General features: G+C 45.6%; 20 protein-coding genes. 16 read left to right on the top strand and 4 right to left on the bottom strand.

Annotation, left to right across the window (positions count from 1 at the left end):
* The 6 genes from OW491_RS17350 to OW491_RS17325 form a co-directional block, all read left to right on the top strand.
* A partial coding sequence (locus OW491_RS17350) for a tandem-95 repeat protein (protein ID WP_290037164.1) occupies window positions 1-2280 on the top strand: 2280 nt, incomplete at its 5' end.
* Window positions 2280-3824, top strand: a complete 1545-nt coding sequence (locus tag OW491_RS17345) for a TolC family protein (RefSeq protein ID WP_290037163.1) — start codon at window positions 2280-2282, stop codon at window positions 3822-3824. The genes OW491_RS17350 and OW491_RS17345, both read left to right, overlap by 1 nt.
* Window positions 3821-4627, top strand: coding sequence for an efflux RND transporter periplasmic adaptor subunit (locus tag OW491_RS17340; RefSeq protein ID WP_075172612.1), 807 nt, complete (start codon window positions 3821-3823; stop codon window positions 4625-4627). The genes OW491_RS17345 and OW491_RS17340 overlap by 4 nt, the downstream gene beginning before the upstream one ends.
* Window positions 4628-4636: 9 nt before the next feature.
* Window positions 4637-6067, top strand: coding sequence for an HlyD family efflux transporter periplasmic adaptor subunit (locus OW491_RS17335; RefSeq protein WP_290037160.1), 1431 nt, complete (start codon window positions 4637-4639; stop codon window positions 6065-6067).
* A 3-nt stretch (window positions 6068-6070) separates the two neighbouring features.
* Window positions 6071-8191 (top strand): hypothetical protein, encoded by a 2121-nt coding sequence (locus OW491_RS17330; protein WP_290037158.1) that lies wholly within the window; start codon window positions 6071-6073, stop codon window positions 8189-8191.
* Window positions 8192-8209: 18 nt separating this feature from the next.
* Window positions 8210-9187, top strand: coding sequence for a tripartite tricarboxylate transporter substrate-binding protein (locus tag OW491_RS17325; RefSeq protein ID WP_290037155.1), 978 nt, complete (start codon window positions 8210-8212; stop codon window positions 9185-9187).
* Window positions 9188-9255: 68 nt separating this feature from the next.
* Here OW491_RS17325 and fadB read toward each other — a convergent pair whose 3' ends face one another.
* The 3 genes from fadB to OW491_RS17310 form a co-directional block, all read right to left on the bottom strand.
* Window positions 9256-11397 (bottom strand): fatty acid oxidation complex subunit alpha FadB, encoded by a 2142-nt coding sequence (gene fadB, locus OW491_RS17320; RefSeq protein ID WP_290037154.1) that lies wholly within the window; start codon window positions 11395-11397, stop codon window positions 9256-9258.
* 282 nt (window positions 11398-11679) lie between these two features.
* Window positions 11680-12621 carry a DNA-binding response regulator gene (locus OW491_RS17315; protein WP_075178330.1) on the bottom strand — a complete coding sequence of 314 codons (942 nt, stop codon included), beginning with the start codon at window positions 12619-12621 and terminating at the stop codon, window positions 11680-11682.
* Between the two features lie 33 nt (window positions 12622-12654).
* A complete protein-coding gene (locus tag OW491_RS17310) occupies window positions 12655-16053 on the bottom strand; it encodes an ATP-binding protein (RefSeq protein ID WP_290037144.1) in 3399 nt (1132 codons plus the stop codon).
* Window positions 16054-16346: 293 nt separating this feature from the next.
* Between OW491_RS17310 and urtA the strand changes: the two genes are divergently transcribed.
* The 10 genes from urtA (at window position 16347) to OW491_RS17260 (ending at window position 25898) form a co-directional block, all read left to right on the top strand.
* Entirely contained in the window at window positions 16347-17597 is a 1251-nt protein-coding gene (urtA, locus tag OW491_RS17305) for an urea ABC transporter substrate-binding protein (RefSeq protein ID WP_290037143.1), read from the top strand.
* A gap of 103 nt (window positions 17598-17700) precedes the next feature.
* Window positions 17701-18627, top strand: a complete 927-nt coding sequence (gene urtB / locus OW491_RS17300) for an urea ABC transporter permease subunit UrtB (protein WP_290037141.1) — start codon at window positions 17701-17703, stop codon at window positions 18625-18627.
* 10 nt (window positions 18628-18637) lie between these two features.
* Entirely contained in the window at window positions 18638-19810 is a 1173-nt protein-coding gene (gene urtC, locus OW491_RS17295) for an urea ABC transporter permease subunit UrtC (protein ID WP_290037139.1), read from the top strand.
* Between the two features lie 11 nt (window positions 19811-19821).
* Window positions 19822-20565: an urea ABC transporter ATP-binding protein UrtD gene (gene urtD, locus OW491_RS17290; protein WP_139303156.1), complete on the top strand. Its 744-nt coding sequence runs from the start codon at window positions 19822-19824 to the stop codon at window positions 20563-20565.
* Window positions 20566-20575: 10 nt separating this feature from the next.
* Window positions 20576-21265: an urea ABC transporter ATP-binding subunit UrtE gene (gene urtE / locus OW491_RS17285; protein WP_075172622.1), complete on the top strand. Its 690-nt coding sequence runs from the start codon at window positions 20576-20578 to the stop codon at window positions 21263-21265.
* A 38-nt stretch (window positions 21266-21303) separates the two neighbouring features.
* Window positions 21304-22347 carry an aliphatic amidase gene (locus OW491_RS17280; protein WP_075172623.1) on the top strand — a complete coding sequence of 348 codons (1044 nt, stop codon included), beginning with the start codon at window positions 21304-21306 and terminating at the stop codon, window positions 22345-22347.
* Window positions 22348-22399: 52 nt separating this feature from the next.
* Window positions 22400-23551, top strand: a complete 1152-nt coding sequence (locus OW491_RS17275; RefSeq protein ID WP_215152235.1) for an AAA family ATPase — start codon at window positions 22400-22402, stop codon at window positions 23549-23551.
* A 33-nt stretch (window positions 23552-23584) separates the two neighbouring features.
* On the top strand, window positions 23585-24817 hold the full coding sequence (gene fmdA, locus OW491_RS17270) for a formamidase (RefSeq protein WP_075172625.1): 1233 nt from the start codon (window positions 23585-23587) through the stop codon (window positions 24815-24817).
* Window positions 24818-24889: 72 nt separating this feature from the next.
* Window positions 24890-25264, top strand: coding sequence for a zinc ribbon domain-containing protein (locus OW491_RS17265; protein WP_290037136.1), 375 nt, complete (start codon window positions 24890-24892; stop codon window positions 25262-25264).
* A gap of 157 nt (window positions 25265-25421) precedes the next feature.
* Complete coding sequence (locus OW491_RS17260) at window positions 25422-25898, top strand: hypothetical protein (RefSeq protein ID WP_290037135.1); 477 nt, start codon at window positions 25422-25424, stop codon at window positions 25896-25898.
* 46 nt (window positions 25899-25944) lie between these two features.
* On the opposite strand, the gene OW491_RS17255 is transcribed toward OW491_RS17260, so the two are convergent.
* Window positions 25945-26211 carry a hypothetical protein gene (locus OW491_RS17255; protein WP_290037133.1) on the bottom strand — a complete coding sequence of 89 codons (267 nt, stop codon included), beginning with the start codon at window positions 26209-26211 and terminating at the stop codon, window positions 25945-25947.
* Window positions 26212-26268: the final 57 nt, after the last annotated feature.

Genomic DNA, 26268 nt, shown 5'->3' with positions numbered 1-26268 from the left:
ACCATTACTTATACCGTGAGCGATGGTAACGGCGGCACCTCAACGGCTACCGTAGCAGTGACCATTAATGCCGTGAATGACAACCCAACCACCGCAGGCGAATCAGCAACTACGGATGAAGATACGCCAGTCACTGTGGATGTATTAGCCAATGACTCCGATGTTGACGGCGATAGCTTGAGCGTCGACAGTGCCACCGCCACCAACGGCTCGGTTGCGATCAACCCTGACGGCACCATCACTTACACGCCTGATGCAAACTTTACTGGCTCCGATACCATCACTTATACCGTGAGCGATGGTAACGGCGGCACCTCAACGGCTACCGTAGCGGTGACCATTAATGCCGTGAATGACAACCCCACCACCGTGGGCGAATCAGCAACTACGGATGAAGATACGCCAGTCACCGTGGATGTATTAGCCAATGACTCCGATGTTGAGGGCGATACGCTCACAGTCGACTCTGCTACTGCGCCTAACGGCACGGTTGCCATCAACCCTGATGGCACCATCACTTACACGCCTGATGCGAATTTCACTGGCTCCGATACCATTACTTATACCGTGAGCGATGGTAACAGCGGGACTTCGACGGTTACTATGGAAGTGACGATTAATGCCGTGAACGATGCGCCAACCATCGCGGCAAGCACAGCGATTACTGACGAGGACACGCCTGTTACTCTCGATGTGTTAGCAAACGCAAGCGATGCGGACGGTGACACACTCAGTATCGATTCAGCAACCACCACCAATGGCAGTGTCACTATTAATGGAGACGGTACGCTCTCATTTGTACCGCAAGACAACTTTAATGGTACAAGTACCATCACCTACACAGTGACAGACGGCAATGGAGGCACATCAACGTCTACCATTACGGTCGATGTAGCTCCGGTAAATGATGCTCCTAGCACCGCCGACGAAATAGCAAATACTGATGAAGACACAGCGGTAACCATAGATGTACTGGCAAACGATACGGATATTGAGGGCGGAGCTTTATCCGTTGAAACCGCTAATGCAAATAACGGTACAGTCGTCATTAACGGAGACGGAACTCTCAACTACACGCCTGACACTAATTTTAATGGACAAGATACAATAACCTACACTGTAGCAGATGAAGCAGGAAGCACATCTACCGCAACAACTACGGTAGTCATCGCACCGATAAATGACGCCCCAAACATTGCGCCACAAAATGCCACCGCGACAGAAGATACACCTATCACTATTGATGTTTTAGGAAACGCTAATGATGTAGATGGGGACACATTATCTATTAATAGCGCCACTTCTGAAAATGGCACAGTAAGTATCGGTAACGATGGCAGTATTTCCTACACCCCCAACCCCAACTTTGCAGGTAATGACACGATTACCTATGTCATTACTGATAACCAAGGCGGCGCGCAGACAGCCGTTGTAAGCATTTCGGTAACTCCCGTCAATGATGCTCCCGATGTGACTAATAACTTGGCTACAACACCGGGCAATACAGCCCTCACACTTAATATCCTTGATCAGATAACAGACGTTGATAGCGACAGCTTAGTTATCTCCACCGCAACAGCTGACAACGGAACAGTCATTATCAATAACGACCAATCCATTACCTACCAACCCAATACGAACTTTTCGGGAACAGACACAATTAGCGTTAGTGTATCCGATGGAAACGATACATCCATCAGTACTATAACAGTCCAAGTTGATGAAACCGTCGTCCAGGTAGAACAGCAAGAATCACCACGAAGTGATGCCGCTACACCGACAACACAAAATACCAATACTCCTCTAGATATAGAGTTAGTGGAATATGACCCAGTCTTATTAGACGCGCTTAATGGTGTTCAACAGTTAGAAGGACTGGCTAATTTAACAACTAACTCCCCGATAGTTGAATCTGTCAGTTTTATGCAACAACTTGGTGGTTTAACAGAGCTAACGATCGATAGTTCTATTATTAATCAAACGGTTAATTATCTCAGCGAGCAAGCAACCACCAGTCCACAAACAGAGGCACTAACCGATAACTTTTTAGAAAGTAATCCTGAGAATATATTAGATATCGTGGATGAAAATAATATAAACGAAGATGAATTAATAAATTTAGAAAATGAACAGGCGAACAATGCTCAAGTTTCTGAATCACTAGCAGCTAACCCTTATAACAACCTAGTTCTTCAACCCCTGACATTTTCTGAACAAGTAAACGAAACAACTAACCAGTCATCGGAAGAATTTAAGTCGATTATTAAGGCGCTTACTTAATGATAAATAAAATTATTAAATTCAGAAATAAAAGATACAAAAAAGAGACAGTTTTATCGCTAGTTGCCATGGTATTAATTGTGAGCGGCTGTAGTGTACAAACTCAACCAATCGACTTTGAGGCGAATTCAGTTGCCTCTTATCAGCGCATCGATACCATCATTAAAGATGAAGAGCCTATTACTGGGCCAATATCTCTTTATGAGGCTATGGCGCGCGCGCTTAAGTATAACTTAGACGAAAAAATCGAATTACTAGACGAAGAATTCAGACGCAAACAAACGGCTGTAACTCAACTAGGTATGATTCCATCTATCACCGCTTCTTTTGGGGTCGATAGCCGCAATAACGAATCAGGATCGAGCAGCCGCTCCATTCTATCAGGTCAAGAATCGCTAGAACCTTCGTCCTCTAGTGAAAAAACAGTCTATTCAGGTGATTTAATTGCAAGCTGGGACATCCTCGACTTTGGTTTATCTTATGTTCAAAGTAAGCAAAACAGCGATGAAAGACTTATTGCTGCCGAGCGCCGCCGTAAAGTTATTAATCGTATTTTAGAAGATGTAAGAACCGCCTATTGGCGTGCAGTTAGCGCCGACCGTACTCATAAAAAACTCGTTAAATTAGAAGCATTAACTCAAAAGGCTCTCCTACAAGCAGAAACTCTTGAAAAGAGACGCCTAGCGCCGCCTCTCAAAGTACTTAACTATCAACGAGACCTTTTGCAAATACAGTCCACTGTTCAGCGGATGCAGCGCGAATTACTACTGGCCAAAAAACAACTAGCGGCTTTAATGAACTTAAAGCCAAACTCCTATTTTAAATTAGTATTACCTGACCGAACGGATGTTGTACCCGAATTACCGGGATCTGCACAGCAAATGGTTATGATTGCATTACAGTTTAGATCCGAACTAAGGGAATCTGCCTATAGAGAGCGTATAAATATTGATGCCTTACAAGAGCAATTTATTAGTTCATTACCCGGATTTAGAACCGTTCTGGGTATTAACTATAACTCAAACGAATTCTTATATAACGAGGATTGGATCAACATAAGTTCTAGAATTAGTTGGGATTTAACAAATCTTTTCCGCTACCCACTTCAGCGAAAAGCATTAAAAGCCGAGGCTAAAGTCATTCAAGCACGAGCGGATGCTTTAACCATGGCGATTATGACCCAAGTTCACGTAGCACGAGCTCGATTTATACGCTTCTCACAAGAGTTAAATACCATTCGAATGTACAACGATGTGCAAGGACGAATTCTTACATTGACTCAAAACGGCTTTAAAGCCAAAGCAATCAGCCAGCGAGACCTAGTTAAAGAAGAGATGAATAGCATTTTATCAGAGGTCCGCTATGACACGGCTTATGCTGATCTACAAAATGCTTATGCCAATTTATATGCATCTATGGGTGTCGATAACTTCGACTTTAATATATCGCCTGAAGCCCCCGTTGCCGAAATAGCTGAGAAGTTACGAAACCATTGGGAAGAGCAAGCCGTCGCTCTCCCTGCTGTACCGGAGATTCCTAAATGAATAAATTTGTTAGCTTATTAACTCATAGTTTTTTATTGCTAAGCATCGCTCCAGCTATGGCTGAAACGCCGTTAGATACAAGTAAGCTACCTAGTCTTGCTAACTCAAATACAGCGCCGGACGCTACTCAACAACACACTCAAAAGTCGCCTGTTCGCGGAGTTGTGCGCTCAACCAATGAAGCAACACTGTCTTCTGGTATACCAGCGCAAATTCAAAACATGCCTTTTCAGGAAGGTATGAGCTTCAAAAAAGGTGAGCTTTTAGTTCAATTTAATTGTGACAAGCAGCAGGCTGAGTACCGTGCAGCTAGAGAGGCTATAAAAGTTAAAAGGAATACTGTAAATACAAATAAAGAATTACAAAAGTTTGAGTCTATTGGTCAATTTGAACTAACAGCTTCGATTGCAGAACTAAATCAAGTGACTGCGCAGGCACAAGCATTGGCCTCTGAAGTATCTCATTGTTCCATAAAAGCTCCCTATGCGGGGCAAGTCAAAGAACAACTAGCTTTGAGATACGAAAGTGTAACGGCAGGCCAGCCTGTTATTTCCATTATTGATACTCAAAATTTAGAAGTCGATATGGTGATCCCTTCACATTGGCTTAATTGGTTAACGGTTAATACAAACTTCTCCTTTTCCGTAGATGAAACACGACAATCCTTTACCGGAAAAATTGCGCGCATCTCCCCTTCTGTCAATCCCGTTAGCAAAACCGTAAAAGTTATTGGGCAACTTTTGCCACCCGAAACAGATCAGCTTATTCTCCCTGGTATGAGCGGTACTGCTCATTTTGAATAGGTAAACACCATGGCAAGGAACCTTCAATCAAAGCAGCCACTTATACCGAACGCTGATCAAGTCTCTGTTTCCGCTATCCGCCTACTGAAGTTTGAGCGTGACATTCGACAACTAGAATCAACTGATGCTTTAAAACTGCATCTCGTTAATCAAGTAAGAGAGTTAGTCCCTTACGAGCAAGCATTTTTGTTCCAGCGCAAGCAAAGTGCTCAGAAGTTACAGCTAACGCTTATCTCAGATATAGCTATTCTAGAGAGGGACGCTCCGTTTAACCAAACGCTGGAGCAGGCTGTTCAAGCATTAGATGCCAGCAAGTATCTAGTAGATACGTACCGAAGCTTTCCCCTGAACACCGATAAAAACTTAACGGATACGAAAAAAAACAACAGCCCAGACTTAATAAATGATTACCCTCACCAAGCTGTGTGCTGGGTTCCGTTATTTAATCAAACCGGATTAGCTGACGCAGGAATATTATTAGCACGCGACCAAGCATTTTCTGACCAAGAAACCACTTTATTAGCCCGTATTATTGAAACTTACGAGCACGCATGGTTTGCACTAACAGGAAATAAAACAGCGACCATCGGAGGCAGAAATACACGGCTACTCTCTATTAGTTTAATCATTCTTATTGTTGCAGCTGGCTTATTTCCTGTTCGCCTCAGTGTAATGGCCCCGATGCAAGTGATTCCACAAGATCCTTATGTGCTTACAGCGCCGATTGATGGAGTCATTAAGTCCATCGCGGTTGCGCCTAACACCAACATAAATGCAAACACCCCGCTTGTCACCTTTGAAGATTTAAAGCTCAGAAACGAGTCAACGTTGGCAGAGCAAGAGCTTGCTGTAGCCCAAGCTCGACTATCACGTGTGAACTCTTCAATTTTTTCCGATGCAGATGTTGCCTATGAATTACCTATCGCACGCGCCGAACTTAATTTAGCTGAGGTGAGATACCGATACACTCAAGAGCTACTGTCTCAAACGCAAGTAACCAGCCCAGTGGCTGGGCTTGTTACTTATACTGATCGCAAGGACTGGGAAGGTCGTGCAGTACAGGTAGGAGAACAGATCCTACAAGTTGCTAACCCGTTACGTGTACAATTCGGCATCGACTTACCCACAGGAGACTTGATCGAACTAGAAACAGGGGCTGATATCAGCATTTATTTAGACAGCGCTCCATTGGGAGGTTACGAGGCAAGCCTTAAATCTATTAGCCACACCCCAGCAGCGACAGAAAGCAACATCACCAGTTACCGCATCATTGCAGAACCATCATCACTATCAGGCGAACAAAATGGACTCGATGTTGTAACTGATATTCCACGTATTGGAGCGCGAGGCACCGCGCGCCTTTACGGCAAGCAAGTGACCTTAGCTTATCAGCTGTTACGCCGCCCTATCGCCGTTGTCAGGCAATATCTTGGGGTGTAAAAAATGTTAAACAATAATCAAGCCCTACCGCCGTTACGCCAAGATATTCGTTTAGAGTCCGATTCATACGATCGTGCTGGGAATAAACGTTGGCGTATTTATGATCCTTGCCAGCACCGCTTTTTTCAGCTTTGTAGTGATGACATTCAACTATTAGCCTTTTGGCAAGTAGGGACCGTCGACAAGCTTAAAACAGCACTTGAACGCACAGGGCAAACTCTCAATGCTCAACAGCTAGATGGCTTATTAAGTTTTTTAAGTGAAAACAACTTAACCAAAGCAACGGGTAATAAAAATTACCGACATTTGCAAGAACAACACAAGCGAGTAAACCCTACTGGGCTTGCAAGGCTTTTTAGTCCTCCCAAAATTGTTCAATTTCCTTTATTTTCCCCGCTACCTCTTATTCATTTTCTTCAACCCAGCATTGAGCTTATAGGGCACCGCGTTTTTATTAGTATCTGGTTATTCATTACGCTCTTTGGCGTTTATCTAACAACCCGCCAGTGGGATGTTTTTGTTTCAACTTTTACCCATTTATTTTCGGTACAAGGTTTTTTAACGTACGGTGTTTCACTGATTCTACTCAAGTTTATACACGAACTAGGACACGCCTATGTGGCCCATATAAAGGGAGGTAGTGTCGGTAAAATGGGAATATCACTCTTTATGGGATTACCCATGTTTTACACCGAACTTGCTGGCATTAACCGAATTAGAGACCCGCATCAACGAATGTGGGTAGCTACCGGTGGGGTTGCTGCAGAGACTCTCATTGCAGGCATAGCCACCTTAGCATGGGCCTTGTTGCCCGAGGGCATACTGCGAAGTATCGCTTTTATTTTATGCACTACCAGCTGGCTAACGACTATTTTAATTAACTTAAACCCTTTATCGCGGTTTGACGGTTATTACTTTTTAAGCGACTGGCTAAAGATAGAAAACTTGCAGCCTCGCGCCCTTGCCTTCTCACGCTGGTACATAAGACGCCTTATTGTAGGTCAAGCCCTCGAACAACCCGAACCTATGGGCAAACCCCAAATTTGGCTTTTCTCACTGTACGGCATGCTTGTTTGGTTCTATCAAATCTCCCTAATGATGGGCATTAGCTACTTGGTCTATAGTTTTGCAGATAAAACCATCGGCTGTTTGTTTTTTGTCTACACCCTCAGCCATTACTTAGTTGCTCCGATTTACCGTCTGATAAAAGATTCGTTTGCAGCTAGACAACTCATGAGCGTTGTACGTCGGTTATTCTTGCTCATAATCGCCGCAGGGGTGAGCTTGTTATTACTACTACCGCTCGACCACTCTACCACTGTTCCTTCCATAATGAGCCGTGAGCAGTTGGCGACAATTCATCCTCCCGAAAATGCCAAAATTTTATCCATCAATGCTAAAAATGGGGACTATATCGCTGCCGATCAAATCATCATGGCCTTCTCCTCACCCGAGCTGGAATACAAAACCACCGAGGCTATACTCCGATATAACGTCGCCACTGAGCGTCTCAACCGCATCAGCGGATCCGCTAAAGAACTAACCGAGTCGGTAGTTATTAGGCAGCAGCAAATACAAGCAAAAATGGACGTAGAGGGATTGGCACAACGTGCCGAGAAACTACTTTGGAGAGCACCAGCTAGCGGTATTATTGTTGATATTCCCGAGCAAATAGGTGCTCTGCAATGGGTAAGGCCCGATAATCAATTAGGGCGTATTGTAAGCAACCAGTCCCTTCTAGCCACAGCCTACCTACCTGAAAACGTGTTAAACAGGCTCCAGCCAACACGAATCGCGCGTTTTATTCCCGAGGAGCCTTCTCTACCGGTTTACACGCTTAAGTTGGTTGATATTGAAGAGTCAGCAACCGAATTTATCTCAGATATCAGCCTGAGCTCGCAGTTTGGGGGGCCCATTGCTAGTTATGACAGTGATAGCGGGCAGCCGGTACCTGTCGTAGCACAGCACAAAGTTAGATTTACCGTTAATCACACAATGGCCGATTCTACAACTATACTGAATGCACTTCGTGGTCATATAGAACTAGAAATACAGCCCGAAAGTATTGCACACCAAATGCTTAAGCAAGTGTGGAAGATACTCATGACCGAGCTTCGAGGCTGAAAAGAAGGTACACCTATAATGAATAGACGACAGTTTTTAGCGATTCCTCCAGCTTTACTGGCGGCTTCACTCATTCCCAATAGCGCCGAGGCAGCTGGCGGTCGACTGCTCTTTGGTTATGGAAGAACAGGACTTGGTAGCAAGCTGGCCCTTAGCGCGCTGGATATTTTTGAAAAACACAGTATTTATCCTTACCAGCTCGAAAATGTTCCTGGCAGGAGCACTTTCAATGCAACGGACTCCTTTTTAGCAGCAGCGCCTGATGGCTTAACCATACTGCAGACCCAATCACCTTCGTTGAACATGTTACCGCATATACACAGTAATATTTCGTATGATCCATTAAAAGATCTACGGCCTTTGGGCATATTGGGTGAGTACACCATCGCCCTCGCTTTAGGTCCCTTGGTGTCAAAGGACGTTAAAAGCATTGATGATTTTGTAGAATGGGTGGAAGAAAACCCCGAATCACGTTATGTAGGTTTTACTCAATATGGTTCACCAGGCCATATGGCACAACTGGTTCTTGCACGTGGCAAACAAGTGGCTATTAGGCCGCAAGCCTATCGTGGCACTTCAATGATGATTGAAGATTTACTGGACGGCACGCTAGCCGCGGGTATGGTTATTACCGGAAATGCAACCGAAAAATTCCAAAGTGGTGAGTTACGCGCAATAGCAGTTACCAGTAAATATCGTCACCCAGGCCTAGGTTGGGGGGCCGTTAAGACATTTAACGAACAAGGCATCCCTAGCACTAATATTTCTGGCTGGTATGGGTGGTTCGCACCGGCTGACATGGCCGATAGCTTATACCGCCCTCTCTACTATAAAGTGCAAAAAATGTTGAGCGATCCCAAGTTTCGTGAGATCCAAAAAGAGTTTTCACTAAAGTCCGTTATTTCATATGACACCGTTATTACTCAACGCATACAAAATGAACTCGAGTATTATGGCGATATGGTGAAAGAGTACCGGATAGGGAAAGTAAGCTAGTCTTAGATAATCGCCTCACTAACCAGTACTCGTAGTGAGGCGTTCTTGGAAAAACCTTAGGGCTAGCTTTAAAAAAAGCGCTGTCCGACATCTAATCGCTGAAGGTAACTCTCAGGTAACTGATATAAACCACCAAGACCCTCAAACCTCCTTACTTGCTTAGCGAATACATCTAAACCCAATGTATCAATATAGCGTAGCGGCCCCCCTCTGAAGCGCGGAAAGCCTAATCCAAGAATCAAGCCCATATCCGTCTCAGCCGGAGATTCTACAATGCCTTCATCTAGGCAACGCACCGACTCCAAACACATTGGAATCATCATTCGGGCAATAATATCTTCGTCGCTGATATCCATCCCAGAGCCAACACGCTCATTAATAATGGCTTGCGCAGCCGGTGAGACTTTTTTGAAACGTTTACCGGACTCATCTTTACCGTACTCATAAAAGCCTGTGCCGTTTTTCTGTCCCAGCGCGCCCTGTGCTAACAAAACCTCAATAATGACATCCCCATCATGCTTCATCCGTTGTGGGTAGCCTGCTTGCAACACTTGATCGGCATGCACCATCGTATCTAACCCTATTACATCGGCTAAATACGCTGGTCCCATCGGCCAACCAAAGCCTTCCATGACCTGATCAATACGTTCAATACCAACGCCGTCCAACAACAGACGGTTAAAGCCATTAAAGTACGGGAAAAGAACACGGTTAACTAAAAAGCCAGGGCAATCATTCACGATAATCGGTGTTTTACGCATTGCATTAGCGTAAGCCACCGTCGTTGCGATGGTTTCCTCATTCGTTTTTTCGCCACGAATAACTTCCACTAAAAGCATTTGATGAACCGGATTAAAGAAATGCATACCACAAAAGCGCTCAGGCTTTTTAAGGCTATTAGCCAGCTCGGTGATCGAAATGGTGGAGGTGTTTGAGGCCAGTACCGTCGTGTCGCTTATATGGCTTTCAGTTTCTGACAGTACGGCAGCTTTAACTTTGGGGTTTTCAACGACCGCTTCAACTACGTAGCCCACACCCTCGAAACCGTCATATGCAAGCGATGGTGTGATATTGCTCAGTACTTTATCTTTACCCGCTTCATCCATACGACCTCGCTGAATCGCTTTATCCATAATACCACCAGCGGTATTCAGTCCCAGCTCTAGCGCCTCTTCACGGATATCTTTCATTATAATTGGCGTACCTGTAGAAGCCGATTGATAAGCGATACCACCGCCCATAATACCGGCACCCAACACGGCAGACTTATCAACATGGTGAGCCAGCTTCATTGCAGCTTTAGATTTACGCTTGAGAACTTGATCGTTCATGAATAAGCCCGTCAAGCTCTTAGCGGCGTCGGTCAACGCTAGTGTTGCAAAACATTGAGCTTCAGCGGCCAAGGCGTCCCTAAAAGAAAGAACAGGATGGGAAGTAGCCAGTGAAAGTATCGCGATTGGAGCCGGATAGTGCGGACTTAACTTTTTACCATACTGCTCCCTAATCGATTCGCAGGTCTGTTGCCATTGTTCATTGTCTTCTTGCGCTGCGTGTTTAAAGTCGCGTTTAGCTTGGTAATCATCACCATCGGCGATAACTTTTTGAAGGAACAGTAACGCTTCTTCACGCACTGATTCACTCGGGACTACCGCATCAGCTAGCCCTAACGATTTCGCAACATCGGCTGGTTTTGGTTTACCGCTTAGCAACCAATCGACAGCCGTTTCAGCTCCGACTAAACGCGTAAGCCTCACCGAACCGCCCCAACCAGGGCAAATACCTAGGGTTACTTCTGGCAAACCAATTTTGGCATCTTCAGCCAGTACCCGATAATCTGCCGATAGCGCTGTTTCTAAGCCGCCACCTAATGCGACACCATTAACTGCTGCTACCGTCGGAAAAGGCAGCGCTTCTAGTTCACAAAGCGTATTGTGATATTTCCAAGCCCACTTCTCTATTTCAGCATGCGAATGATTAAATAAACTCGAAAACTCGGTGATATCAGCGCCAGCAATAAACAAAAACTTAGCACTGGATATCAATAAGCCCTTAACTTCACTGGCATGACTGCTAAGCCAGGTAACCGCCTGCTGCATTTCGTCTTGTGTTAACTGATTTAGCTTGTTAACCGACTCACCTTGCAGGTCTAAAACTAACTCAACTAGGCCACCATCAAGTGATTGAAGGCGTACAGCACTCCCCTGATACATACAAACTCCTTTCATATCAAACGGCTAAGCAACCTTAAAAATAGTTTTGGTTGGTTTAGTTACCTAGCATTTATTAAACCATGCCACAATTTTGGAATTTATGTATCAAGTTACGCTGTGCTGCACAAAAAATAAATAGTTTAACTTGCTCTAAAGCATACAATGGTTAGGTAGAACCTATTATTTGGGGGACTTGGTAGAATTAGAAATAACGATAAAATTAACGCATCTGCACAAAAGTAGCTCATATTAGGGTGTATAAAAGACTCTCAATTTGCCCATCTACAACGTACTTTGAAATTGCAAACTCACTGCTGCTGCCGATGTGCGATTCTCAACGCCTAACTTTTTGAAAATTTGCTCGAGGTGCTTATTAACCGTTCTTGGGCTCATGGATAAAATTTGACCAATGTCTCGGTTGGTTTTGCCTCGTGATAACCACATCAGCACTTCTGCTTCGCGGTCCGTTAGTTCAAATCTATCCCTAATCCTATTTCGTAAACTGAGTTCATCTTCTTCTACCAACCTAAGTAAATATTCACCGGGGAGGCCAATCCCTAGAAACCGAATAGATATCGGATTCTGGTATGATTTAACCGTTAAGAAACTGTGTTTTTCAGGTTCGTTATCTAACCATTGCTTAATGGGCAAGCGAAGGCCGTCGGGTAATGCATCTATTTTACGTAAATCAGGGTCAACTTTTACTTTAGCGCTTTCTTCACTGTGCCAGACATCTAACAGCACTCTTGCACTGTGGGTACACCACATTAATGTGCCATGCCGATCGCATGCTAACGCGGCCTGGCTTAACCCATCGAGTGCAGACCTAGCGCTGCGGGTTAAACGGGAGTTATTCAAATGCACTTTAATACGTGCTAACAACTCTTCAAGCTTTATAGGTTTGTTAACGTAATCTACCCCACCCGCTTCAAATGCTTTTACAACATGTTCGGTTTCGCTTAAGCCTGTCATAAACACAATGGGAATATCCATTAAATCCGTATTTGCCTTAAATGCCTTACACGTCTCAAACCCATCCATATTAGGCATAATGGCATCCATTAAGACCAAATCCGGCTGAATTTTCTCAGCAATTGAGATAGCTTGCACACCGTCCATAGCTACTAGCACAGTGTAATTTTCCATTACTAATGTCGTGTTGAGCATCCCTAAAGATTCGGCAGAATCATCAACAACCAGAATGACACCATTAGCTTGAGACATGAAATTTATTACCTCTTTTATTGTTATGCGTGCTCATGTGGCCACCTGCTCAGACACTAGCGGTTTACACAAAGCTATGAGCTCAGCAAATTGGCACTGAGTAACGAGGGCCCTCGCTTTTAAGACATCGGGATGCTTATCATGCGTTTGTTCTATCTCTTTTAATAGCTGATCTAAGCCTTGAAGAAAGCCAATCTCAGCCATTGAGATAATCTCTTTCGCCTGTCCAGGTGTTATCACATTTGCAGAGGAGATGTTTTGATGCGCAATAAGCCTAGGCTTTTTAGGTAGTGTTCGGGGTTCATATTGCCACGTCAGCTTGAGTGCAGAGGCTATATTGGCCAACAGCAAGCTATCCTTCATTGGCTTAGTAAGATAGGCCGAATAGCCGCGCGTACCTTCTTCTAACTCTGAGGGCTGACGCTCTGTCGCATTAGCTGACACCATAATAACCGGCTGCATCATGCCAATTTGTCGCAAGGTTGCTAACAGCTCCCACCCCGTTTTTCCGGGCATTGAAATATCCAATAAAAATAGATCAGGCGTTGTCGATTCTAGTGTTGATAAGCACACCTCAGCATTAGGCGACTCCAACACAACAAAGCCTAAAGGGGATAAAATTTCGCTCACTAATCCACGGTGAGTGGCATCATCATCGACGACCATAATTGTTTTTTGATCGCCTTTATATGACTCGATACGACGTTCAACCGGCTTTTTTTGTATCTGCGCTTTATCCACGCGAGACAACATAAGTGATAACTTAAACTGGCTACCTTCCTTGGGTATAGAGTCAACAGACAAGTCTCCGCCCATAATATCCGTTAATAAACGCGAAATGGTCAGACCTAAACCTGTTCCTGATATCTGCGGTATGCCGGGTTTACGGATGCGCTCAAAGGGCTTAAAAATAACTTCTTGATCCTCTTTCTCAATCCCAACACCGGTATCTTTAATCAAAAATTCAGCAACCTGGCTGCGGTAACGTACGCTAAAAGTAACCGAACCCCTTTCGGTATATTTGACGGCGTTAGATAGTAAGTTGATAAGAATTTGCCGTACATGCTTTTCATCCGCAATAACCACTTTGGGTAAGACGCTATGCTCGGCATAGGAAAACTCAATACCTTTATCCCTAGCTTGAACACTAAACATCTCAACTAACTCCTGCATGAGCTCAGGTAATAAAACCTGATCCCTACTTAGCTCTAAGCGTCCCGCCTCAATTCGAGATATGTCTAATAAGCCTTCGATCAAATCTTCTAAATGCTCGCCGCTTCTTCGAATGAGCCCGACTTTGCTCTTATAAGCATCCGGAAAGTTACGATCACGCTCAAGTAATTGCGCGTAACCAAGCAGCGAGTTGAGTGGTGTCCTTAATTCATGGCTAATACCCGTTAAATAGCGGCTTTTAGCTTGGTTAGCCGAATCAGCTTGCTCTTTAGCTCGCTGCAAAGCGCGATCAGTTTCTTCATGAGCCGCAATTTCTTTAGTTAATAAGGCCGTCTGACGTTGCGATTCTTCAAGCGCGAGCTGCTGGCTGTCCTTCGCTAATACAAACAGCCAAATCAGCACGCCGTTAATAATGAGCAGCAACAAAAATACTTGTAACAGCGTTGTATAAACCGCTTCTCTCACCGCTTCATCATCAAACGGGAATTGCATGTAGACTAGCCAGAACAAGCTGCCCACAATAGTCGCTATTAAGAATAGTAAGCCGCTAAATTGTAAAATCCGAGAGTCTGAGCGCGCTGCCATTCTCGAAGGTAAAAAGAACACCACTAACCGGCTTAGTTGGTCACTAAAGCGCGCACCCTCCTTACATTGATCGTGACAACGCGCATCCAACGTACAGCATAACGAACAAATAATGCCGCCGTTCACAGGACATTGCGTTAGGTCCTCTATTTCGTAACAATTCTCACAAATAACACACTCGCCTTTTTGCGCTGTGGTGGGCTCCATCATGGAAGAGCGCGCAATGTAATAATTGCCTTGAGTAAGAAACGCAATAATGGGGGAAATAACAAATGCAGACAGTAACGCAATAAACGGTGCGAACGCCTTTGCGATGGGCCCCAACATCCCCAAATAACATACAACGCCGACTATTGAAGCAATCAACATAGCGCCAAAACCTACAGGGTTTACATCGTATAAATGCGCTCGTTTAAACTCGATATGCTTAGGGCTATACCCCAACGGCTTATTCACAATTAAGTCGGCGACCAAAGCACCAACCCACGCAACTACTACATTTGAATAGATCCCTAAGATCTGCTCTAGCGCTTCATAAATACCTAACTCCATAATCAACAGCGCTATAATGACATTGAAGACTAACCACACCACCCGGCCAGGATGGCTATGGCTTAAACGCGAAAAGAAGTTAGACCATGCTAACGAGCCCGCATAAGCATTGGTTACGTTAATCTTTAGCTGCGAAACAATGACAAAAATACCCGCCAGAGCTAATGTAGCTTGCGGGGACTGTCCCAAATACGAAAATGCAATTAAGTACATTTGCATAGGGTCGTCCGCGACCTCCACACGGACCCCGTGGTTAATCGCAAGTACGGCTAAGAAAGAGCCCGCCAATATCTTAACCAGACCGGGAATTACCCATCCAGGGCCAGACAACAGCATAGCTAGCCACCAGCGGAACTTTGTTTGCTCTGTCTTTTCCGGTAAAAACCGAAGAAAATCGACTTGCTCCCCTATCTGCGCCATTAGTGCGAACAAGATCCCCGAAGCCGCACCAAAATAGATCACATTCAATCCTAAACCGGCTTGGTTAGGATCCCCTTGCGGTGGATACTGAGTCCAGTCATCAATGACTGATAGCTCATGCTGCAAAATAAAAACAAACGGTAGCAGTTGCAGCACAACCCAAACCGGCTGAGTCCATAACTGAAACCGGCTTATAAATGTGATGCCGTGCGTCACTAAAGGAATAACAACCAGCGCGCAAATGACGTAAGCAATACCTAATGGGATATCAAATAAAATTTCGAGCGCTGAGGCCATAATGGCCGCCTCTAACGCAAAAAATATAAAAGTAAAAGAAGCGTAAATCAGCGAGGTGATAGTGGATCCAATATAACCAAAGCCCGCGCCACGAGTCAGTAAGTCGATATCCACGCCATAGCGCGCCGCGTAATAACTAATAGGTAAACCCGTTAAAAAGATGATAGCGCAAACGACTAAAATAGCGGCCAATGCGTTTTCAAACCCGTAACTAAGGGTTAACGACCCGCCAATGGCTTCTAACGCTAAAAAAGAAATAGCGCCTAAGGCCGTATTAGATACACGTGCAGTTGACCAACGACGAGCATCTTTAGCCGTAAAGCGCAGCGCGTAGTCTTCCAATGTTTGGTTAGCCACCCAGCGGTTATAGCTGCGTTTGGTTCTCGCCGTTTTATCGTGCGCCAAATTCTACCCCTATTTTTACGGCACCATTATTGATGATTCTAGGCGCCCACCAAATTTTGTTTCCTAATAAAGACATAAATACAGCAATTTCCACACCACCCGCGATCAATCATTGCCCATTTGCCCTGGCGCCAACCGGTTCAAGACCATACTGAATTAGCAACAAAACAGATATGCGTTAAATGACGTAGCCCGCTAGTGCAATTCACGAATACCTCTGAGCCACGAAAAACTTCACTCTATATCCATACCAAGCACGACTTACTTCCATTGACTGTACAGAGGGCTCTATCATGCGAAAGCAACGTAAAGACATCTCCAAAAATAGACAGCTACGACGCAGTGTCATTAAGGGGTTAATGGCACTGCCAGCCGCAATTATGCTATCCAACATGGCATGGGCCGCAGACGTAAATACCACAGGTCTAGCCGTAACTGACGATACGGTTAAAGTAGGTATTCTTCACTCAGTCACCGGCACCATGGCGATTAGTGAGACAGGTTCAGTGCAGGCAGAAAAGCTAGCCATTGAACAAATTAATGCTATGGGGGGTGTACTGGGCCGCCAAATTGAGTATGTACAAGAAGACGGTGCTAGTGACTGGCCTACATTTGCTGAGAAATCGAAAAAACTCTTAGTCAACGATAAAGTCGCCGCCGTGTTCGGTTGCTGGACATCTGCTTCACGTAAAGCGGTTTTACCGGTATTTGAGCAGTACAACGGCATGCTGTATTACCCCACTTTTTATGAAGGGCTAGAGCAATCACCTAACGTTGTTTACACAGGCCAAGAAGCCACTCAGCAAATTTTAGAGGGTATTGACTGGGCGACAAAAACTAAAGGCGCTAAATCTTTTTACCTCCTAGGGTCTGACTACATCTGGCCTCGTACCTCTAACAAAATTGCCCGTAAGCACATTGAAAAATTGGGTCTAAAAACCGTTGGGGAAGAGTACTACCCGTTAGGGCATACTCAATTCAACTCGGTTATCAACAAAATCAAACTCAAAAAGCCTGATGTTGTATTCATCTCAGTGGTGGGTGGCTCTAACGTTGCTTTCTACAAGCAGTTAAAAGCAGCCGGTATTGACATGACTAAAGAAAAACCGCTGTTCTTAACAATCTCGGTTACCGAAGATGAAATCTTAGGTATTGGCGGCGAAAATATCGACGGCATCTACGCATCAATGAAGTATTTCCAAAGCTTACCTAACGAGAATAACCAAGCCTTTGTTAAAGCCTTTAAAGAGCGCTGGGGTGATGACATCGTTATTGGTGATGTCACTCAGGCCGCCTACCTCGGGCCATGGTTATGGAAAGCCGCTGTCGAAAAAGCAGGTTCATTCGATATCGATAAAGTGAAAGCAGCATCGCCTGGCATTGAGCTAACAACCGCTCCTGAAGGCTATGTTCGCGTTCATGACAATCACCACCTCTGGTCTAAAACACGTATCGGTGTCGCCGAGCCTGACGGCCAATACAAAGTGGTTTATGAGAGCCCAGAGCTTATCGAACCTAACCCATTCCCAGAAGGTTATCAGTAATTTCATCGGCTGCACTTCAATCTCTTGAGGTGCAGCTTTTCAGCTGAAATTTTACTTTTTCATTCTGTTATCACTCAGTTAACCGTTAGTGGAGTACGCCATCATGTTTGCTGAATACTCACTATCAGAGCTAGGCGCCATCTTTGCAATGCAAGGGTTTGCGGGCCTTAGTCTCTTCTCTATTTTTGTATTGATGGCATTAGGCTTAGCCATCATTTTCGGACAAATGGGCGTAATCAACATGGCCCATGGCGAGTTCATGATTTTGGGCGCGTACATGACCTACCTAACGTCCCAGTTTTTTGAAAACTATCTACCCAGCCTGTATGGCAGTTATTTCATTATCGCAATGGTGATCGCCTTCTTTGCTTCGGGTGCCCTCGGTGCCGTTGTGGAATGGGCCATTATTAAACGGCTATACCATCGCCCGCTGGATACCCTTCTAGCGACCTGGGGTTTGAGCTTAATTTTACAGCAGTGTTACCGCTCTATTTTTGGCGCACGCGAAGTGGGTGTGACTTTACCTGACTGGCTCATGGGTTCGTTCGCCGTAACTGACATGATTGAAATACCCATTAACGGTGTGTTTGTCATGATCCTCACCCTGCTCATTGCTTTTGCATTATATTTGTTGATGTACCGCTCTAACTGGGGCGGCCAGGTTCGCGCCGTTGTACAAAATCGCCCGATGGCGGGTGCGGTCGGTATCAATACCGAAAAAGTAGACCGCATGACCTTTGCGCTAGGCTGCGGCATCGCCGGTGTGGCAGGTAGTGCTTTTACAATGATTGGATCAACAGGCCCAACCTCTGGGCAGCTCTATATTGTTGATACCTTCTTAGTCGTAGTTTTTGGTGGCGCTGCCAGTTTGCTAGGCACTATTGCCTCAGCATTCACAATCTCGCAAGCGCAATCCACGATGGAGTTCTTCCTCAGTGGCTCTATGGCCAAAGTGCTTACCCTCTTGTTCGTTGTTGGCATCTTGATGATTCGCCCACAAGGCTTATTCGCCATGAAGATTCGTAAATAAGGAGCTATCTATGACGACTTCAGCCAGTACGCATTCGTTTTTTCAAAAGAAAGACATACTCCACTACGGTTTATTAGCTTTACTTTTGATTGTCATTCTTCCACTGACCATGGATATCTTTCGACTCAACCTGGTCGGTAAATACCTTACGTACGCTTTTGTTGCTGTTAGCCTTGTACTTTGTTGGGGTTACGGCGGGATCCTAAGCTTAGGCCAAGGAGTGTTTTTCGGCTTAGGCGGCTACGCAATGGCTATGTACTTGAAGCTAGAAGCCTCAACCCCCGAAGCCACCGCTATTCAGTCTACACCTGGTATCCCGGACTTTATGGACTGGAACCAGCTCACCGAGCTGCCTTGGTTTTGGGAGCCCTTCCACTCGTTAGGCTTTACTGTTTTAGCCATCTTATTTATCGCTCCGTTGTTTGCTTACATTATTGCCGTAGCCATGTTCAAGCGTCGTGTCGGTGGTGTGTACTTTGCGATCATCACACAAGCTATCGCCGCAATTATTACCATTCTGATTATTGGTCAACAAGGTTACACAGGTGGAGTTAACGGTATAACAGATCTACGCACCCTAGCAGGCTGGGATATCCGCTCAGATTACGCCAAATACGTCCTCTACTTTCTATGCGTAGGCTGCTTATTTGCTGTGCTGTTGCTATCGCAATTTGTGATGAAAAGTAAGCTAGGCCGTCTACTTGTAGCCATTCGAGACCGAGAAGATCGGGTGCGCTTTTCAGGCTATGACGTATCCAACTTTAAGATCTTTGTGTTCTGCTTTGCTGCCATGCTATCAGCCATTGGCGGAGCTATGTTCACACTTCAAGTGGGCTTTATGTCACCGACCTTAGTTGGCATCGTGCCTTCCATCGAAATGGTCATCTTTTGTGCAGTTGGCGGGCGTCTGTCATTAATTGGCGCGGTTTACGGAACGCTATTAGTCAATGCCGCTAAGACAACTATGTCAGAGGCGTTCCCAGAACTATGGTTATTCGCCATGGGTGCCCTCTTCATTGGCGTAGTACTGACCTTCCCTAATGGATTAGCAGGCGTTTACGTCACACTAAAAGAGAAGTTTTTAGCCTCTCGCCGCTCATCAACACCGGCCAAAGCCCCCGCGGCAAAAACCGACAGCAATGATGCATCAATCCCTAACGCTAGCCCTGCTAACCCATCTTGAGGACCGGAATCATGTCTAAGAAAGATTTTGTACTCTCTGTAGAAGGCCTAACCGTATCCTTTGATGGCTTTAAAGCGGTAAACGACCTTTCATTCTATGTGGATGAGGGAGAGATACGCGTCATTATCGGACCTAACGGTGCTGGGAAAACCACCGTACTGGATTTAATTTGCGGCCGAACCAAAGCCACTGATGGCTCTATCAAATTCCGTGATCAAGAACTAACCCGTATGAAAGAGCATGAAATAGTTCATGCAGGAGTCGGGCGTAAATTCCAAAACCCATCCATATACGAAGACTTAACCGTTTTTGAAAACCTAGAGCTTTCCTACCCAAAAGGCCACGGTGTGTTTGGCGCTTTAATGTTTAAACGAGATGAGGCTGTTATCGAGTCTGTTCATGAAATCGCTGACATGATCTTTTTGAAAGAGCACCTCTATCAACGCGCCGACTTGCTTAGCCACGGGCAAAAACAATGGTTAGAGATTGGCATGTTGCTCATCCAGGATCCCGCCCTACTGATGCTAGACGAGCCTGTTGCTGGCATGTCGATCGCCGAACGTAAACAAACAGCTGAACTACTCAACCGGATTACCCAAGATCGATCCGTACTCGTGATTGAGCACGACATGCAGTTTGTAGAAGACATTGCCCATCGCGTAACCGTACTACATCAAGGGAAATTACTGTCCGAAGGCTCATTGGAGCATGTCAAAAGCGACCCCAAAGTCGTTGAAGTGTATCTAGGCCACTAAGGAGACGAACATGCTAACTGTTAATCAATATGATGTCGCTTACGGCCAAAGTAAGGTCATCAATGATATGAACTTAACCATTGGCAGCAACGAAATTGTTGCCGTGTTAGGCCGTAACGGTATGGGTAAAACGACCCTGATGAAATCGTTGATCGGAATGATCCCATCGGCTGGCGGCAGTGTCGCGTTAAAAGACACTGAAATTAGTGGCATGAAAAGCCATCAACGTGTCGCCTCTGGGCTGGGCTTTGTGCCGCAAGGCCGTATGATTTTCTCAACGATGACGGTTGAAGAGAATATCCGAACCGGCCTTACCTCCACCAAAAGCAACAGTATTCCCGAGCATCTCTACGAACTGTTTCCAGTACTTAAAGAAATGAAAGACCGCCGTGGAGGCAACTTATCCGGTGGGCAACAGCAGCAACTTGCCATTGCGCGCGCCTTAGCCAGCAACCCCTCATTATTGTTGCTGGATGAGCCGACCGAAGGCATCCAACCCTCCATCATCCGAGAAATGGCACGCACCTTACGCAAAATACGTGACGAACACGGCCTCGCCATTCTTGTATCCGAGCAGGTACTGAGCTTTGCGATGGATGTTGCCGATCGAATTCTTGTTATCGAAAAAGGCAACATCGTCCATGACGTGCCCTGTGCCGATGCCGACCCAGACACCATTGCTCGTTACTTATCCGTTTAACGATGACTGACTTTTCAACTAAATAGAGGAAATACGCCATGCGACACGGTGATATATCAAGCAGCCCAGACACCGTTGGTGTAGCCGTAGTTAACTACAAGATGCCACGCCTACACACTAAATCCGATGTTTTAGCCAACGCCGAACAGATTGCCGACATGATCATTGGTATCAAACAAGGGCTCCCCGGCATGGATCTTATTGTGTTTCCCGAATACAGCACCATGGGGATCATGTACGACAAAGACGAAATGATGGCGACAGCCACCACCATCCCCGGAGAAGAGACCGCTATCTTCTCTGCGGCATGCAAAAAAGCCAACACATGGGGTGTGTTTTCACTCACCGGTGAGCAACACGAAGAACACCCTCATAAATCACCCTACAACACGCTAGTGCTCATCAATAACGAGGGTGAAATCGTTCAAAAATACCGTAAATGCATCCCTTGGTGCCCTATCGAAGGCTGGTATCCAGGTGATCGCACCTATGTAACAACCGGCCCGAAGGGTATGAAAATCAGCTTAATTATTTGCGATGACGGTAACTACCCAGAAATTTGGCGCGATTGCGCTATGCGTGGTGCTGAACTCATCGTCCGTTGCCAAGGCTATATGTACCCAGCCAAAGAGCAGCAAGTCATGATGGCTAAAACCATGGCTTGGGCCAACAACTGCTATGTTGCGGTAGCCAACGCCGCTGGCTTTGACGGTGTGTATTCTTATTTTGGACACTCAGCCATTGTTGGTTTTGACGGACGCACACTTGGCGAGTGCGGTGAAGAAGACATGGGTATCCAGTACGCCCAACTCTCGGTATCGCAAATACGTGATGCACGCGCCAACGACCAATCACAAAACCACTTATTCAAATTACTCCATCGAGGCTACACCGGCGTGCACAACTCAGGCGACGGCGATAAAGGTATAGCCGACTGCCCATTTGAGTTTTATCGCACTTGGGTGATGGACGCCGAAAAAGCCCAATCTGATGTAGAAGCCATGACGCGCGACACCATAGGCGTGGTCGATTGCCCAGTAGGTAATTTACCAGCAGGCGCATCTGAAAAGGAAATGGGCTAAGCAATGTTAACTATCGGGGCAACGAGCACGCGTGGCTATAAGGGGAATCTGGATGCCGTTTATTACTGATCGACTACATGATACTGCCCCGGCAGCCCAAGCGGTTCAAACACCGCTGGCACAAAGCCAAAGTCATGCAACGAAAAGCCAGCCGTTGCGGTCTCGCTTTGCCTTTGACCCTGATGAAATTAAAACCTTGTTACTGCACCACATTGCAGGTCAGCGCAAAGTCATTGAGTCCTTGTATCAGCAACTAAAAGTGATTAAAGCTGACTTGGTTGATAATGACCGACCGCTCTACGTTGCTTTATATATTGGCGATACTGGCGTTGGCAAAACAGAGATTGTTCGCCTGTTAGCTAAAGCTATTCATGGTGACTGCAATCAGTTTTGCCGTATTGACATGAACACCCTATCCCAAAGCCATTACAGCGCAGCCATTACAGGGGCGCCTCCGGGATACGTCGGCAGTAAAGAAGGCACCAGTCTTTTTGATGCCGACAAAATAGCCGGCACCGCCAGCCGCCCCGGTATTGTCTTATTCGATGAAATCGAAAAAGCCAGCCCAGACGTTGCTCGCAGCTTGATGAATATTCTGGATACCGGGCATTTACGCCTTGCGTCAGGTAATCATCAACTCGACTTCTGCAACAGCCTGATATTCATGACCAGCAATATCGGCTCGCGCACATGGGCCAGCGCACAACGGCGTGCTGGTAAAATGGGGTTCTTGCGGCGCTTTATATTCCAAAGTCCCTTTCAGCCTAACCGTGACACCGTAATTCACGACGCATTACATGCTCACTTTGATCCTGAATTCCTTAATCGCATTGACCGCATTGCCTTATTTGAGCCGCTCAGCACTGAGCACCTAGATATCCTCATCGCACTAGAAACCGCAGCGGCAAACCAACGTTTACGCCGCAAAAGTGTGGCTATTGAGCTTGATGACAGTGCAGTCGCTTTTATTCGCCAATATGGATTTGATCCATTGTTTGGTGCCCGATCAATCAAACGACGCTATCGAGAGCTTGTCATTATCCCGCTAGCCGAAGCAATGATCACAAACCCACCTTACCCAGAAGCGGCCAGCACGTATCACGCTACCGAAAACGGTGAGCGCTTAACTTTCACGTTACTACCCATAAACGATGCAACGTCCACAGACACGCATCAACCATTAGAACCAAAGTCCACTTTTTAAAGAAGCCAAAATGACTTCGTAAGGAGAAAGAAGATGACCGATACAATTATTAAAATCGACCTGAACAAATCCGCTTACGAGCATGACAACGTGCACAACCGTTGGCATCCCGACATCCCAATGGTCGCTACGGTAAAACCCGGTGATGATTTTATTGTCGAGTGCTTCGACTGGACCGGCGGGCAAATAAAAAACGATGACGACGCATCCGACGTCCGCGATGTAGACCTCACTCAAGTCCATTTCCTATCCGGCCCTATAGCCGTCGAAGGCGCAGAGCCCGGTGATTTATTGGAAGTCGACATCCTCGACATTGGTGCGTTCGCAGAACAACAGTGGGGCTTTAACGGATTTTTCTCAAAGAAAAACGGCGGTGGCTTCCTCGACAATCATTTTCCAGAAGCCCAAAAGTCGATTTGGGACTTTAACGGCATGTTTACAAAATCGCGCCATGTTCCCGGTGTCGAGTTTGCCGGTATTCTTCATCCAGGCTTAATTGGCTGCCTGCCTTCAAAAGACATGTTAGAGATGTGGAACACGCGCGAGAAAGAACTCTTTGATACCGATCCAGAACGCGAACCCGCGTTAGCTTGCCTACCCTTTGCTGAAACAGCGCACATGGGACGCATGAAAGGTGACGATAAAGCCAAAGCCGCTGGCGAAGGCGCGCGAACAGTCCCTCCTCGTGAGCACGGTGGTAACTGCGACATTAAAGACTTAACTCGCGGTGCAAAAGTATACTTCCCTGTTTATGTAGACGGTGCTGGCTTATCCGTAGGTGACCTTCACTTCAGCCAAGGCGACGGCGAAATCACCTTCTGCGGCGCTATCGAAATGGCAGGCTGGATACACATGCGCGTTAATCTAATCAAAGACGGCATGAAAAAGTATGATGTTAAAAACCCAATCTTCAAACCAAGCCCAATGGTGCCTAAATACGATGATTACCTCATCTTTGAAGGCATCTCTGTGGATGAAGATGGCAAACAACACTATCTGGATACTAGCGTTGCGTATCGTCAAGCCTGCCTTAATGCGATCAACTATCTCACGAAGTTTGGCTACTCTCCCGCTCAAGGCTACGCCATCCTCGGCTGTGCACCTGTGCAGGGCCACATTAGCGGCGTAGTTGATATTCCAAACTCCTGTGCAACCTTATGGTTACCGACGGATATCTTCGACTTTGATATCAAACCCAACAGCGACGGCCCAATAAAACACCTCGATGGCAGCATCGACATACCGTTAGCGCCTGACAAAGAGTAAATAAAGCCCACCCTTCGTATAAAAAGGCAGCCTATCACTAGGCTGCCCGTAATAGGAATAAAGGAGCACACCATGCCAATGTACGAATATAAATGCGCAAAACACGGTGTATTTGAAGAACTTGCCACCCTAGAAGACTACGACCAACCGTGCGCCTGCCCGCAATGCGGCCAAATTTCTGCCCGCGTTTTAACACTACCACCAGAATTTCTGAATATGCTCAAAGAAAAGCGTGAAGCCATCGAGCGCAACGAAAAAGCACAGCATGCGCCAGAGATCATGACCATGGCGCAACATAAAGAGAAAAAAGCAGAAGAAGCAGCAAGGCACGCACACAAACACGGCAGCAACTGCGGATGCCAACCTAAAAAGAAAAGTAACCTCTTTTACACCGCCGAAGGCAACAAGATGTTCCCATCCATGCGCCCGTGGATGATTAGCCACTAGAGTGATCAAAGCGCTCTTCGGAGCGCTTTAGATAAATCAATTAGATAAATCAAAAGGCTATAAAGTAATTTAAAGGTTTGATATGTTTCAGGATCAACTTTCATGAGAAATAGTTAAAAGGATTTTAGCTAATGAGTATTGATCAAAGTGCTCCCAAATGAAACTTAGTATAGTTTTAACGCTAAACCTTTGCCTTGTAGGCTGCGGCCTTGTATCAAAGCAGACCACGACCGAGCAACTATACGGCGCTTATGATCAATCTAAAGAATCATCAACGGATCAACAGACCCTGTATAGCCCAGACTTATGGGAAACATTGCAAAATAGCAAAGCTCACTCGAATAAAGAAGGTTTCGCAGCTGCCCTAGCGAATTATCCGTTTGAAATGAGAAATGAAATTTCTCATTCAGAAGTAGTTGATCATGATTACGGATGTTTAATGGTTCAGGGTAACAACCAAGACAGTATCCCAATGGATTATTATTTAACATTCGCCAAAGAAAATAATGCATGGATTATCAATGATATAACTGTCAAGTATTACCTAGATGGAACTGAGCGTTACCTTAGCGAACCAGTTTGCGATGAAGAAGTAAGGATGGAGCGATGGGTTGAATGGATGCAATCTAAATGACACTTTTTGCCAGCTATCCGTTTGAATACGTATAGCTAGCTTTCAACTACCACCAATGCCCTACTCTCAATATTGTTTGCCATACCTTTCCTAAAAAATCAGGAAATAAGTCTGGAGCAACCAAAGCAATAATCGCAAAGGTTCCCAACACAGCCCAAAAACCCGTTGAGCCAAGAAATGCCCCGTCTGGCCCCCACACGGCTAATTTTGTATTTGTGAAAAGCCAAATAAACCCCGCCGTCGGAACCGCGAAAACCATCCCTGCCACAAAGCTTATTAACCGATCTTGCAAGGTATAGCGTTCCAAACTCATATGAACAATTCCATTTTTGATACGGTATTTAAGTATATAAAATAGCAAAATATGAGC

It is taken from the genome of Neptunomonas sp. CHC150 (genome assembly GCF_030397555.1).
Classification (GTDB): domain Bacteria; phylum Pseudomonadota; class Gammaproteobacteria; order Pseudomonadales; family Balneatricaceae; genus Neptunomonas; species Neptunomonas phycophila.
Note: the sequence above shows the minus strand (reverse complement) of the source record. Positions and strands in the feature narration are given on the sequence as shown.